The 13,514-nt window shown below is 65.6% G+C and carries 13 protein-coding genes and 1 tRNA gene; 4 read left to right on the top strand and 10 right to left on the bottom strand.

Annotated elements, in window-relative coordinates:
- Positions 1-3 precede the first annotated feature (3 nt).
- A complete protein-coding gene (gltX, locus tag MXAZACID_RS00510) occupies positions 4-1,353 on the bottom strand; it encodes a glutamate--tRNA ligase (protein WP_008492027.1) in 1,350 nt (449 codons plus the stop codon).
- A gap of 160 nt (positions 1,354-1,513) precedes the next feature.
- Between gltX and MXAZACID_RS00515 the strand changes: the two genes are divergently transcribed.
- Positions 1,514-1,589: transfer RNA gene (locus MXAZACID_RS00515), tRNA-Ala, on the top strand.
- Between the two features lie 75 nt (positions 1,590-1,664).
- Here MXAZACID_RS00515 and MXAZACID_RS00520 read toward each other — a convergent pair.
- From MXAZACID_RS00520 to ettA, 5 genes are all read right to left on the bottom strand, one after another.
- Complete coding sequence (locus tag MXAZACID_RS00520) at positions 1,665-2,096, bottom strand: organic hydroperoxide resistance protein (RefSeq protein WP_008492028.1); 432 nt, start codon at positions 2,094-2,096, stop codon at positions 1,665-1,667.
- Between the two features lie 77 nt (positions 2,097-2,173).
- Positions 2,174-3,376, bottom strand: a complete 1,203-nt coding sequence (locus MXAZACID_RS00525) for a pyridoxal phosphate-dependent aminotransferase (RefSeq protein ID WP_008492029.1) — start codon at positions 3,374-3,376, stop codon at positions 2,174-2,176.
- A 50-nt stretch (positions 3,377-3,426) separates the two neighbouring features.
- The gene (locus tag MXAZACID_RS00530; protein ID WP_008492030.1) at positions 3,427-3,657 is read right to left on the bottom strand and encodes a hypothetical protein; all 231 of its coding nucleotides are present in this window, start codon (positions 3,655-3,657) and stop codon (positions 3,427-3,429) included.
- Positions 3,658-3,720: 63 nt separating this feature from the next.
- Complete coding sequence (locus MXAZACID_RS00535; protein ID WP_026440350.1) at positions 3,721-4,245, bottom strand: GNAT family N-acetyltransferase; 525 nt, start codon at positions 4,243-4,245, stop codon at positions 3,721-3,723.
- Between the two features lie 297 nt (positions 4,246-4,542).
- Entirely contained in the window at positions 4,543-6,222 is a 1,680-nt protein-coding gene (gene ettA / locus MXAZACID_RS00540; protein WP_008492032.1) for an energy-dependent translational throttle protein EttA, read from the bottom strand.
- Positions 6,223-6,348: 126 nt separating this feature from the next.
- On the opposite strand from ettA, the gene MXAZACID_RS00545 reads away from it, so the two are divergent.
- Positions 6,349-7,185 carry a glycosyltransferase family 2 protein gene (locus tag MXAZACID_RS00545; protein ID WP_008492033.1) on the top strand — a complete coding sequence of 279 codons (837 nt, stop codon included), beginning with the start codon at positions 6,349-6,351 and terminating at the stop codon, positions 7,183-7,185.
- Here MXAZACID_RS00545 and MXAZACID_RS00550 read toward each other — a convergent pair.
- From MXAZACID_RS00550 to MXAZACID_RS00560, 3 genes are read right to left on the bottom strand one after another with little or no spacing between them, the layout of a single operon-like run.
- Positions 7,166-8,014, bottom strand: coding sequence for a class I SAM-dependent methyltransferase (locus tag MXAZACID_RS00550; RefSeq protein WP_008492034.1), 849 nt, complete (start codon positions 8,012-8,014; stop codon positions 7,166-7,168). The genes MXAZACID_RS00545 and MXAZACID_RS00550 overlap by 20 nt on opposite strands.
- Complete coding sequence (locus MXAZACID_RS00555; RefSeq protein WP_008492036.1) at positions 8,004-9,200, bottom strand: aminoacetone oxidase family FAD-binding enzyme; 1,197 nt, start codon at positions 9,198-9,200, stop codon at positions 8,004-8,006. Before MXAZACID_RS00555 ends, MXAZACID_RS00550 begins: the two co-directional genes overlap by 11 nt.
- 10 nt (positions 9,201-9,210) lie before the next feature.
- The gene (locus MXAZACID_RS00560) at positions 9,211-10,098 is read right to left on the bottom strand and encodes a LysR family transcriptional regulator (RefSeq protein ID WP_008492037.1); all 888 of its coding nucleotides are present in this window, start codon (positions 10,096-10,098) and stop codon (positions 9,211-9,213) included.
- 102 nt (positions 10,099-10,200) lie between these two features.
- Here MXAZACID_RS00560 and MXAZACID_RS00565 point away from each other — a divergent pair, with 102 nt between their 5' ends.
- Both MXAZACID_RS00565 and MXAZACID_RS00570 read left to right on the top strand, forming a co-directional pair.
- A complete protein-coding gene (locus MXAZACID_RS00565) occupies positions 10,201-11,379 on the top strand; it encodes an acyl-CoA dehydrogenase (RefSeq protein WP_008492038.1) in 1,179 nt (392 codons plus the stop codon).
- On the top strand, positions 11,379-12,563 hold the full coding sequence (locus MXAZACID_RS00570; protein ID WP_008492039.1) for a CaiB/BaiF CoA-transferase family protein: 1,185 nt from the start codon (positions 11,379-11,381) through the stop codon (positions 12,561-12,563). The genes MXAZACID_RS00565 and MXAZACID_RS00570 overlap by 1 nt, the downstream gene beginning before the upstream one ends.
- A gap of 215 nt (positions 12,564-12,778) precedes the next feature.
- On the opposite strand, the gene MXAZACID_RS00575 is transcribed toward MXAZACID_RS00570, so the two are convergent.
- On the bottom strand, positions 12,779-13,514 hold a 736-nt coding region (locus tag MXAZACID_RS00575), incomplete at its 5' end, for a tetratricopeptide repeat protein (protein ID WP_008492040.1).

Genomic DNA, 13,514 nt, shown 5'->3' on the forward strand with positions numbered 1-13,514 from the left:
GTCTTAGCCGGGGCGGACGTTCGCGGCAACGCAGGCGCCAAGCCGCCTGGCCGCGCGCTCCCGGCCCATCAGCGCCAGCAGCGGCGCCATCTCCGGCCCGTGCTCCTCGCCGGTCAAGGCCAGGCGCAGCGGCTGGTACAGCGCCTTGCCCTTGGCACCGGTGGCGGCGGCAATCGCCGCGGTCCAGCCTTTCCACGTCGCGGCATTCAGCTCATCCGGTAAGGTCTCGGCCGCCTTCGCAATCACCGCCACCGCCTCATCCGGCAGTTCCGGCGTGACGATCTCCCCCGCGACCACCGCCCACCAGCGCCGCGCCTCGCGCAGCAGATCCAGATTGCCCTTGATCGCCTCCCAGAATTCCGGCCCGGCGCCCTCGGGCAGCCGCTCCCGCACCGCCTCGAAGGGCAGATGATGCAACAGCTTGCGGTTCAGCCCGAGCATCTGCCCGGCATCGAAACGCGGCGGCGAACGGGAGAAATCATTCAGCGAGAATTGCGCGGTCAGCTCGGTCAGCGGCAGCGCCACCGCATCCTTGCTGGTCCCCAGCCGCGCCAGATAGGCGGTGATCGCCCCTGGCTCGATGCCATCCTTGCGCAGCGACCGCAGCGAGATCGAGCCGATGCGCTTGGAGAGCTTCTCCCCATCCCCGCCCGAGATCAGCGGCAGATGCGCGAAGCGCGGCACCGGTTTGCGGGCGATGGCGCGGAACAGATCGATCTGCACGGCGGTGTTGGAGACGTGATCCTCGCCGCGAATAATATGGGTGATGCCCATATCCGAATCGTCCACCACCGAGGTGAAGGTATAAAGCGGCGAGCCATCGGCGCGGATCAGCACCGGGTCGGACACGGTCGGCAATTTGATATTGCGCGCCCCCAGTACCAGGTCATTCCATGACACCGCCTCATCGGAGAGCTTGAAGCGCCAGTAAGGCCGCTTGCCATTGGCCTCGGCGGCGGCGCGCTGGGCGGGCGTCATGCTCAGCGCGTGGCGGTCATAAACCGGCGGCAGCTTGCGCTTGATCAATGCGGCGCGCTTGGCCGCCAGCTCATCCTCATTCTCGAAGCAGGGATAAAGCCGCCCGGAGGCCTTCAACGCTTCCGCGACCTCCTCATAGCGCGCGCTCCGCTCGGACTGTTTGGCGAACGCGTCCCATTCAATGCCGAGCCAGCGCAGATCCTCATAAATGCCCTGCTCATATTCCGGCCGGCCGCGCTCGGTATCGGTATCATCGAGGCGCAACAGAAATTGCCCGCCCTCGCGCCGGGCAAACATGAAATTCACCAAGGCGGCGCGGGCATTGCCGACATGCAGATAGCCGGTGGGGCTGGGGGCGAAGCGAACTTTGACCATCAGCCGGGGGTTAGCCCGTTTTCGGCCTCAGGGGAAGGCAAACCGGCGCGGTCTCAAGGCGTGAAAATTTTCTTCTCCCGCCCACTTGCCAGCCTCCGCCGGTCCGGTTTATACGCCGCTCCACCAAACGGTACGGGCGATCTTCTCCCGGAAACGGTATGGGGCTATAGCTCAATTGGTAGAGCGTCTGCATGGCATGCAGAAGGTCAGCGGTTCGATTCCGCTTAGCTCCACCATTCCCCCTTTGCATCTATTTAAACTACACGGGTTTTTGGCGCCGCGAAGCCGTGCTCCGCGACGCCGATTCAGCCTCAGGCGACGCTGAGCTTCACATCCACGCTTTTATGAATGGCGTTGGAATAGGGGCAGACGATATGCGCCTTCTGCACCAGATCCTCCAGCTGCGCCTTATCCACCCCATTGGCGGAAATGGTCAGCGCCGCGGTGATCCCAAACCCCTCGCCATCCTCACGCGGGCCGATGCCGATTTCAGCGGAAACCTTGGTATCCTCCGGCAGCTTCACCTTCTCCTTGCCGGCGACGACCTTCAGCGCCCCCAGGAAGCAGGCGGAATAGCCCACGGAGAAAAGCTGTTCCGGATTCGTGCCCGGCCCATCATCCCCGCCCAGCCCCTTCGGCACGCTCAGCGTGACATTCACCTTGTTATCATCGGTGGCGCCCTTGCCGGCGCGTCCGCCGGTGGCGTGGCCATGGGCCTTATAGAGAACTTCCTTAACGCTCATGCAGGTCTCCTCTTTTTTAGGTTCCCTGCATGTGGCGTCGCCGCGCCGTGGCGCAAGGCCAGTGTTGGCGCCGCGCGTTACCGCAGCGCGTTGCAGAAGCCCGAAATGCGCTGGCAGGCCTCCAGCAGCCGGGGCAGGGCGGTGGCGGTGGAAATGCGGATATGCGGGCTGAGCGCGAAGGCCGAGCCCTGCACCACCGCGACCTGCGCCTCTTCCAGCAAAGCCATGGCGAAATCATCGTCCGAGCCGATCACCCGGCCCGCCGGCGTGGTCTTGCCCAGGCACCCGGCAATGCTCGGAAACACATAAAACGCCCCCTCCGGCCGATGGCAGGAGAGGCCAGGGATCTGGTTGAGCGCCGCGACCACCGCATCGCGCCGTTCCTCGTAAGAGGCCACGCGCTCGGCCAGAAATTCCTGCGGCCCGGTCAGCGCCGCCAGCGCCGCCGCCTGGCCGACGGAGGATACGCCCGAGGTCGCCGTCGCCTGCACCACGGTCGCCGCCCTGATCATCTCCGCCGGGCCGATGCACCAGCCGATCCGCCAGCCGGTCATCGCATAGGTCTTGGAGACGCCGGACAAGGTCACCACCCGGTCCTGCAAATCCGGCGCCACCCCCAGCAACGTGTGGTGCTGCGCGCCGCCAAACAGCAGATGCTCATAAATATCGTCCGAGAGCACCCAGACATGCGGATAATGCCGCAGCACCTCGGCCAAAGCCGCCAGCCCCTCGCGCGAAATCGTCGCCCCGGACGGGTTGCTGGGATAATTCAGCAGCAGCAGCTTGGTGCGCCCGGTAATCGCCCGGGCCAGCGCCTCGGGCTGCAACACAAAGCCCTGCGCCTGCGGACAGGGCACGAATACCGGCACGCCGCCGGCGAATTTTACCGTCTGCTCATAGCCCGCCCAGGCCGGAGCCGGAATGATCACCTCATCTCCGGCGCCGATCAACGCCATCACAATGTTGAAAATCCCCTGCTTGCCGCCATTGGTGACCAGCACATCCTGCGCGCGCACCGGCAGCCCATGCTCACGGGTGAATTTTTCCGCGATCGCCGCGCGCAACGGCTCGATCCCGCCCAGCGGCGGATATTTGGTCTCGCCCCGCAGCGCCGCCGCATGGGCGGCCTCGACCACAGGGGCGGGGGTGGGAAAATCCGGCTCGCCAAGCGAGAGCGAGATCACATCCTTGCCCTCCGCCCGCAAGGCACGGGCCCGGGCGGCCATGGCAAAGGTGGCGGCCAGCGCGGTGCGGCCAATTCGTGCGGCATATTCGGTCATGAATCGAAATCTATGCGGCGGCGCGGCGTGGCGGGCAAGCCGCCGGCGTTTCAACCGTGCCGGGCGCGCAGCGCAGAGAACCAGCCGCGCCGCTTCGGCTCATCCACCGGCAGCGGCGCCGACAAGTTCATGGCCAGCTTGGTGATATGATAGGCGGCGTCCGGATGGCGCTTGAAATAGGCCCGGATGATCGCATCGGCTTCGACATCCAACGGCTCCACAGAGCGGTTGAGCGTCTCCTCCAGAAACTCCAGGATCGATTTATGCTCTTGCCGTGTCACGCCCCGTTTTAGCTTCAAAACCCGCCGCGCGGGCAAGGGGAAATGCGCGGCGTTACGCCGAATTCACCCCGGCTCAGATTGATTAACTGATTGGTATATAATCATTAAATGTCCATCCCGCTGAAATTCGCCGCTTCGTGACATGCCGATGGAATTCAACACCTGCCGCGAGCCATGATTATCCTCCCGCGCCACCGCGATCACCACCGGCAGCCTGGCGAGATCATGCGCATAGACCAACGCCGCCGCCGCCGCCTCCCGCGCCAGCCCAATCCCGCGCGCCTCCGGATAGAACGCAAAGCGCAACGCCACGCCGCGCCCGTCCGGCCGATGCATCAGCGCCGTGATGCCCACGAACTTGCCGCGCCGCGCCCGTACCGCCCACATGCCATACCCATGCCGGCCCCAATCCTGAATATCCTGCGCCAACTCCGCCGCCACCTGCAACCGCGAGCGCACCCCGCCCAGCATCAGCGCATAAGCCCGCGGATCCCCCTTCAGCCGGATCAAATCCGGCAAATCCCAATACCCCACCGGCGCCATCCGCAACCGCGCCGTCTCAACACACCAGGCCGATGTCACGGTCATGCCGGTGCACCTTGATCGTACGCGGGCATACCAAGGGGGGCGCTGCCCCCGTCGTGCCGAAGGCACGCCTGCGGCGTGACGCCCCCCCGCCAAGGGCCGGAAGGTCCTTGGAACCCACCCGGGTCTTGGGGAGGGAGGGCGCGCGCAGGCAAGGGGGGGTGAGAGGCAAAGGCGCGCGCCCTCCCTCCCCAAGACCCGAATAGAATGGGAGCAAAGGGCCTCTCGGCCCTTTGCAGGGGGATCGAAGGGGGACAGCGTCCCCCTTTGGCAGGCCTGCGTCCCAGCACGGAGCCGGAATTACCGCGTCAGCGGCCGGTATTTGATACGGTGCGGCTCGGCGGCGTCCTGGCCAAGGCGGCGGCGCTTGTCTTCTTCGTAGGCCTGGAAGTTGCCTTCGAACCATTCGACATGGCTGTCGCCCTCGAAGGCCAGGATATGGGTGGCGAGGCGATCGAGGAACCAGCGATCATGGGAGATGACCACGGCGCAGCCGGCGAATTCCATCAGCGCCTCTTCGAGGGCGCGCAGCGTATCGACGTCGAGATCGTTGGTCGGCTCATCGAGCAGGATGACATTGGCTTCGGATTTCAGCATCTTGGCCAGATGCACGCGGTTGCGCTCACCGCCGGAGAGGATGCCGACCTTCTTCTGCTGGTCCGCGCCCTTGAAGTTGAAGGCGCCGACATAAGCGCGCGAGGCGATGGTGCGCTTGCCGAGATAGATGACATCGGTGCCGCCGGAGATTTCCTCCCAGACATTCTTGTTGTCATCCAGGCTGTCGCGGGACTGGTCGACATAGCCGAGCTTCACCGTCTCGCCGATCTTCAGCGCCCCGGAATCCGGCTGTTCGGCGCCGGTGATCATCTTGAACAGGGTGGATTTGCCCGCTCCGTTCGGGCCGATGACGCCGACGATGCCGCCCGGCGGCAGCTTGAAATTCAGCCCGTTGATCAGCTCGCGGTCGCCGAAGCCCTTGCAGAGATCCTGCGCCTCGATGACGGTGCCGCCCAGGCGCGGGCCGGGCGGGATGACGATTTCCGCGACGCCGCCGGCCAGCTCCTGGGACTTGGCCAGCATTTCCTCATAGCGCTGGATACGCGCGCGGGACTTGGTCTGGCGGGCCTTGGCGGAGGCGTTGATCCATTCCCGCTCCTCGGCCAGCGCACGCTGGCGGGAGGATTCTTCCTTCTCTTCCTGGGCCAGGCGCTTCTGCTTCTGTTCCAGCCAGGAGGAGTAGTTGCCTTCATACGGGTAGCCGCGGCCACGCTCGATTTCCAGGATCCAGTTGGTGACGTTATCCAGGAAGTAGCGATCATGGGTGATGAGAATGACCGTGCCGGTATAATTCTCCAGCGTCCGCTCCAGCCAGGCCACCGATTCCGCGTCCAGATGGTTGGTTGGCTCATCGAGCAGCAAAATGTCCGGCTTTTCCAGCAGCAGGCGGCACAGTGCCACGCGGCGCTTCTCACCGCCGGAGAGCTTGTCCACCGGGGAGTCGGAGGGCGGGCAGCGCAGCGCGTCGAGCGCGATCTCGATCTGCCGGTCCAGATCCCAGCCATCCTTGGTGTCGATGATTTCCTGCAAGCGGGCCTGTTCGGCCAGCAGGTCGTTCATCTTGTCGTCGTCCATCGGCTCCATGAAGGCTTCGGAGATCTCGTTGAAGCGCTTCAGCGCCGCGCGGACCTCCTGGAACGCCTCGGCGACGTTCTCGCCGACGGTCTTGGTCGCATCGAGCTGCGGCTCCTGGGCCAGATAGCCCACTTTCACGCCCTCGGCCGCCCAGGCCTCGCCGCCATATTCGGTCTCAATGCCGGCCATGATCTTCAGCAGGGTCGATTTACCGGCGCCGTTGACGCCGAGCACGCCGATCTTCACGCCAGGGAGGAAGGAGAGGGTGATGCCCTTGAACACCTCACGCCCGCCCGGATAGGCCTTGGTGAGATCCTTCATCACATACACATATTGATAAGCGGCCATCGGCGATCCTACTAAACGCGGTTGCCCAGGGTATAGTTGCAGCCGGGGGCGGCTTCAACCTGCCCCTGGCTTGGCGCCTCTCTCCCCCTGCGATAGATTTGAAATGACAAGGACCGGGGGGCGCGAATGCGGGTGGGATGCGTGCTGATGCAGCGCAATGAGGTCAATGCGCTGGAGCCCTGGCTGCTCTACCACGCGCATCTCTTCGGCATGGAAAATCTCTGCGTCATCGATCACGGCTCGACCCACCCGAAGGTGTTGAACACGCTGCTCTGGTACGAGGCGGAGGGGGTGAGGGTCATCCGCCTGCCGGAAGATGCGGATTTTCACCTGCAAGGTGAATTCATGACCGCGGCGATGCGCGAAATGAACGCCCGTGACGAATATGATTTTCTGCTGCCCATCGATTGCGATGAATTCCTGGCCATACGCCGGGAGGATGGCAGCTTTACCTGCGCGCGCGATGAGATCCTGAACTGCCTGGCCTCCTGCATCGGCCGGCAAGAGACGTTGGAGATCAAGCAGAACCTGCTGAATATTCTAGGACAGCCCGGTCGCTATTGGGTGCTGCCGTATCAGAAAGTGTTCTTTTCGGGACGCAGCATCGGCACCTTATGCCACGGGTCACACCAGGACATATCCGGGCGTGACAACGGGCTGCTGGAAACGCCTCTGGTCTTTGTGCATTTCCATCACAAGCCCTGGGACGAACAGATCAAGGCCAGCAAGGAAAAACTGCGCCATTTCGTCGATGTGGACGACCCCGCGGCTTTGGCTGACTTCAAAGGCCTGGGCTGGCATCTTTTGGTGCATATGAAAGAGGGAGAGGCCGCCTATAACGAGATGATGCGCGACGGCCCCGGGCTGGGGCAGGTGGATGGCCTGCTGCCTTTGTTCGCGCAGCTTCACATCAACCCGCTTTTTACCGAACAGCCTATCCCCTTCACGCCGCCCGCGCCGTGATCATATGGATCACCGCCGGCACCCGCACGCCGCCATTGGCGGCCGGGCTGGTATAGGCCGGTAGGGCAGCACGGATGGCGGCGCGGATCGTCTCACGCTGCGCGGGCGAGGCCTGTTTTTCATCCAGCAACGCCCCGCTCGGCCCCATGAAGCAGGCGATCGCCGCTTCCTCCTCCAGCGAGACGCCGTGCAGCGCGATTTCCATCGCCTCGACCCGTGGCGCCTGCCACCCGGCCTGGGTGAGAATCGCCGTCACATAATCAGCGTCATCGAAGGCGAGCGGCCCGCTGGCATGCGGTTGCCGTGGCGCGCCCGGGCCGAGCAGTGCCTCCACCAGCTCAAGTGGCCTGCGCCAATGCTCATTGCGCGCCAGCGGCGCCCAGGCGGCACAGGCCAGCCGCGCCCCCGGCGCCGCGCCCGCCCGCAAATTCGCAAAGGCGGCGACAGGATCATCGAAAAACATCACCCCGAAGCGCGACAGCAGCACCTCCGGCGCCGGGGCGAAATGTTCCGTCTGCGCATCGCCGAGCCGGAAGCTGACATTTTCGATATGCCTCGCCCGGGCGTGCCCCCGCGCGGTCTCGATCATCGGCGCGGATATATCGATGCCGATCACCCGCCCCGCCGGCCCGACGGCTTGTGCCGCCTCCAGGCTGGTCAGCCCGGCACCGCAGCCGATATCCAGCACATTTTCCCCCGGCCGCAGCGCCGCCGCCGCGATCACCGCCGCACTCACCGGCGCCAGCCGCGCCTCCATCGCGCCGCCCAGACTCACCCATTTCGGCCCGCCCACCTGGTTCCAATAGGTTTTCTGCGTCTCATTCGCCATGCGCCGCGCCCTCGCTGATATGTCTGGTGCTTAAGCCCCTGGCCGCGGCATGGCCGCTGGCCCAGGCCCATTGGAAATTATAGCCGCCCAGCCAGCCGGTGACATCCACCGCCTCGCCGATGAAATACAGGCCCGGCACCAGCTTGCTGCCGCAATCGCGCGAGTTCAAGCCGCTCGTCGCCACTCCGCCGGCGGTCACTTCCGCCTTGGCGAAGCCTTCGGTGCCGCTGGGCTGAAAGGCGAATTGATGCAGCCCGGCCCCCAGCGCGCGCAGGGCCTTGTCGGGCAGATCGGCGAGATTGCCCGGGTAGGGTGCTGCCAGATGCGCCGCCAGCCGCGCCGGCAGAATCTCCCCCAGCACCGCCTTCAGCCCGGCCTTGGCGCGGCTGCGCTTGGCGGCGGGCAGCGCCTCCTCCAGATTTTGCCCCGGCGCGAAATCCACCTCCAGCCGCCCCTCCGGCGCCAGATAGGACGAGGCCTGCAGCACCGCCGGGCCGGACAGGCCGCGATGGGTGAACAGCAGATTCTCCCGGAACGTCATTTTACCCGCCCGCGCCAGCACCGGCGCGGACACCCCGGCCAGCGCGCCAATCCAGGGCTCGTCGCAAAGCAGCGGCACCAGAGCCGGGCGGGGCGCGACCACCTCATGCCCGAACTGGCGCGCCAGCCGGTAGGCGAAATCGCTCGCCCCGAGTTTGGGGATCGATAGCCCGCCGGTGGCGATCACCAGATTGGCGGCGCTGAACCGGCCTTGCGTGGTTTCAACCTGAAACACGCCGTCATGCCTCACCGAGTCCACGCCGCAGCCGGTGCGCAGCTCAGCCCCCTGCAGCCGCGCCAGCAGCAGCGCCACGATCTGCCGGGCCGAGCCGTCGCAAAATAGTTGCCCCAGCGTCTTCTCATGCCAGGCGATGCCGGCCGCATCCATCAGCGCCAGGAAATCCTTCGCGGTGAAACCGGCCAGCGCGGATTTGGCGAAATGCGGATTGGCGCTGAGGAAATTCCTGGCGCTGACATCCAGATTGGTGAAATTGCAGCGCCCGCCGCCGGAGATTAAAATCTTCCGGCCCGGCTCCGGCCCGTGCTCCAGCACCAGCACGCGCTGGCCGGCCAGGCCAGCGCTGCCGGCGCAAAACAGCCCCGCCGCGCCGGCCCCGATGATGATCGCGTCATACAGATCTCGCATGGCGGCTGTCCTAGCTCTTTGCCCTGGCCAGGGCCAGAAACTGCCGCACGGCGGGGGAGTGCTCGGCCCTGCGGCTGGCCAGCATCAGGGTCGAATCCAACCGCAACCCGTCAATCTCGCGCAGCGCGATGCCGGGCATGCCCAGGCTCTTCGCCGGCTCCGGCAGCAGCCCCAGCGCCAGCCCGGCGGCCACGGCGGTGAGCACGGTGATGAAATCGCGCACCGGGGTGAGGAATTCCGGCGTGAACCCGCCCGCCTGCCCCAGCGCCCGCAGCCGCGCCAGAAACCCCGCCTCCTCGCCAAAATGCGGCAGGATGAATTTCTCCCCCTTCAACATTTCCGGCGTCAGCTTCGGAGCCTTTGCCAATGCGCTGCCGGCGGCCAGGGCCAGCAGCAGCGTGTCATGCTTCAGCGCCCGCACGCTGACCTCTGGCGGATAATCCGCCCGGGCCCGCAGCAGCCCGATATCCAGCCGCCCGGCCGCGATCTCCTGCAGCTGGCGCGGCGTTTCCATCTCATGCAGATGGATCTCAACACCCGGCGCCGCCTCATGATAGCGCCGCACCAGTGCGGAGGCGGTGCCGTCCCAGGCGGCCGAGGCGACGAAGCCGATCTCCAGCCGCCCGATCTCACCGCGCGCCGCGCGCCGCCCCAGCGCCTCGGCCCGCGCCGCCTGGCGCAGGATCGCCTGCGCCTCCGGCAGAAACAGCGCCCCCGTGGTGGTCAGCGCCACCTGGCTGCGCTTGCCGCGATTGAACAATTTCGCGCCCAGATCCGTCTCCAGCCCGGCCAGCAGCCGCGAGACGCCGGACTGCGCCAGCCCCAGCCTCTCCGCCGCCCGGGCGAAATGCAGCTCCTCCGCCAGGACCTCGAAACAGCGCAATTCCCGCAATTCCATGTTTAATCCGATTTTCGCATCATAATTATCGCTTTAATGCGCTTGCCCGTCCGGCGCCAGCGCGGCACTCTCCCGCCACGCCAAGATTAGGGAGAAAGCGCCATGGCCAAAGGCAAGATGGCTTCGTTCGATTGGGCCGACCCGCTGCGTCTGGAGGCGGAGCTGAGCGAGGAGGAGCGGGCAATCCGCGACACCGCCCACGCCTACGCCCAGGAAAAGCTGCAGCCGCGCGTGCTGATGGCCTTCCGCGAGGAGCGCTTCGACCGCGAGATCATGAATGAGCTGGGCGAGCTCGGCCTGCTCGGCGCCACCCTTTCCAGCCATGACTGCGCGGATGTCTCCTACGTCGCCTACGGGCTGATCGCGCGCGAGATCGAGCGCGTGGATAGCGGCTATCGCTCCGCCTACTCGGTGCAATCCTCGCTGGTGATGTACCCGATCTACGCCTTCGGTTCGGACGCGCAGAAGAATAAATATCTGCCGAAGCTGCGCACCGGCGAATGGGTCGGCTGCTTTGGCCTCACCGAGCCCGATGCCGGCTCCGACCCCGCCTCGATGCGCACCACCGCCAAGAAAGTCGATGGCGGCTATCTGCTCTCCGGCTCGAAAACCTGGATCAGCAATTCCCCGATCGCGGATGTCTGCGTGGTCTGGGCCAAGGACGAGGCCGGGGATATTCGCGGCTTCATCGTCGAGCGCGGTGCCAAGGGGCTGAGCACGCCGAAGATCGAAGGCAAGGTCAGCTTGCGCGCCTCCATCACCGGCATGATCATGCTGGATGAAGTGTTCGTGCCGGACGAGGCGATGCTGAACGTGAAAGGCCTGCGCGGCCCGTTCTCCTGCCTCAATAATGCCCGCTACGGCATCGCCTGGGGCGCGCTGGGGGCGGCCGAATTCTGCTGGCACCAGGCGCGGGATTACACGCTCAACCGCAAAATGTTCGGCCGCCCGCTCGCCGCCACCCAGCTGATTCAGAAAAAACTCGCCGACATGCAAACCGAGATCACCATCGGCCTGCATGCCGTGCTGCGGCTGGGACGGCTGATGGATGCGGGCGAAGCCGCACCGGAGATGATCTCCCTGCTCAAGCGCAATAATTGCGGCAAGGCGCTCGATGTCGCCCGTCAGGCGCGTGACATGCTGGGCGGCAACGGCATCGCCGACGAATATCACGTCATCCGCCACATGGTGAATCTGGAAACGGTGAACACCTACGAGGGCGCGCATGACGTGCACGCGCTGATCCTGGGACGCGCCCAGACCGGCCTCGCCGCCTTCTGATGGGCCCGCTTTCGGGCTACAAGATTCTCGATCTCAGCCGGGTTCTGGCCGGCCCCTGGGCGTCGCAGATCTTCGCGGATCTCGGCGCCGAGGTGATCAAGATCGAGCGCCCCGGCAAGGGCGATGATACCCGCGCCTGGGGGCCGCCTTTCGTCGAGGAGAGCGGCATCTCCGCCTATTTCTGCGCCGCCAATCGCGGCAAGAAATCGGTGGCGATCGACATCTCCAAGCCGCAAGGCCAGGCGCTGATCCGTAGGCTGGCCGAAAAAGCCGATGTGGTGCTGGAGAATTTCAAATTCGGCGGCTTGGCGAAATTGGGCCTGGGGCCTGAGGATTTGCTCACGCTCAACCCGCGTCTGGTCTATTGCTCGATCACCGGCTTCGGCCAGACCGGCCCCTACCGCAACCGTGCTGGCTACGACTTCCTGATGCAGGGCATGGGCGGGCTGATGAGCGTCACTGGCGCGCCGGAGGGCGAGCCGATGAAGGCTGGTGTTGCCGTCGTCGATGTCTTCACCGGGCTCTATGCCAGCAATGCGGTGATGGCGGCCTTGCTGGAGCGCGAGCGCTCCGGCCTCGGCCAGCATATCGATCTCGCTCTGTTCGATGTGCAGATCGCCGCCATGGCCAACCAGATTTCCTCCTATCTGGTCTCCGGCGCGCAGCCGCCGCGCCTGGGTAACGCGCATCCCTCCATCGTGCCCTATCAGGTCTTCCCGACATTGGACGGGCATCTGATCCTCGCCATCGGCAATGACGAGCAATTCGCCCGCTTCGTCACTTTGGCCGGCGCGCCTGAGCTTTCCCAGGATGAGCGCTTCGCCACCAACCCGGCGCGGGTGAAACATCGCGCCATTCTGGTGCCGCTGCTGGAGGCGCTGCTCGCCGCGCGCACCACCAAGGATTGGACGGAAGCTTTGGAAGCGTTCGGCATTCCCGGCGGCCCGATCAACGAATTCGCCGATATCGACGCCGATCCGCAGGTGCAGGCGCGCGGTATTTTCAAAACGCTGGGGCCGGGCCTGCGCGGTGTCGCGAGCCCGATGCGCTTCTCGCGGTCAGAGGTCGCGGATGACCGCCCACCGCCGCATCTGGGCGCTGACACAGACGAAGTCCTGGCCTCGGTGCTGGCGCTTTCCGAAACAGAGCGCACCGCTCTGCGCGACAATAAGATCATCTCATAAAGAAAAAGCCCGGCTCTCCAACAGGCCGGGCTTTGGCTTAACGTCCCTGGATCAGCATAGACCCAGCCCTATCTTCGATCCCGAGCCCCTCGTATTTTCCTGTTCGGTCAGGAGGGCATTCGCTGAAGGCGAGGCGTGCCGCGGGCACGCGCCCTTCACCGAACAGGGAAAATACGCGGACGATCCAAAATCGAAGCATGCTGGCGGCCTCGCCCTCAGAGCTTAATCACCGCTTTCCCCGAAGCATTATCCACAAAACTGCCAATCTGCCCGCAAGAGGGGCAAGCGCAATACCAGCTCTCGCTTTGCGTCCGGCAGGATGTGCAGCGCCAGGCCGGCCGCACGGGCGGGGCAGGGCGGTTCTCCAGCGCGGCCAAAATCGCCGCCGCGCGCCCATCCTCATTGCCGGCTTTCAGCGCGGCCTCGGCATGGCGCTTGGCCTCGCCGGTCAGCTGTGCGGCCAAAGCGGTCTGGCCGAGAAACAGCTCGGACTCGACATGCCCGGGATTGGCCGCCGCCAGCCGCGCCGCGTCCTGCGCCTGCTCCAGCGCCGTGGCGCCCGGCTCCAGCCAGGCCGCCGCCAGCAGCCGGTGCGGTGCCGCCTGCCAGCCTTTCTGCAGCGTCTTGCGCGCCGCCCGCTCTTTGCCCATCGACCGCAACGTCACCGCCAGCCTGGCCAGCGCCACCGGCGAGCCAGGGTCGGCCTTCACCGCCTGCTTGGCGAAGTCCAGCGCCAGCTTCGGCGTCTGCGCCTGTTTGGAGGCCGCCACCGCCAGCGCCGCGCGGGCCTGCGGGCTCTGGCTCAGGCGCAAGGCGGCGCTGTAATTCTGCTCCCGCACCGCCAAGGCCAGACGCTGCTCACGCGTCCAGCTGCCACCGGGATAGGCCGCCTCCGCCGCCGCCGCCTGCTGCGCCGCCTCCTCGAGCCGCCCGGCCTTCAGGCTCTCACGC

The organism is Acidocella sp. MX-AZ02 (genome assembly GCF_000306035.1).
In the GTDB taxonomy this organism is placed as follows: Bacteria; Pseudomonadota; Alphaproteobacteria; order Acetobacterales; family Acetobacteraceae; genus Acidocella; species Acidocella facilis.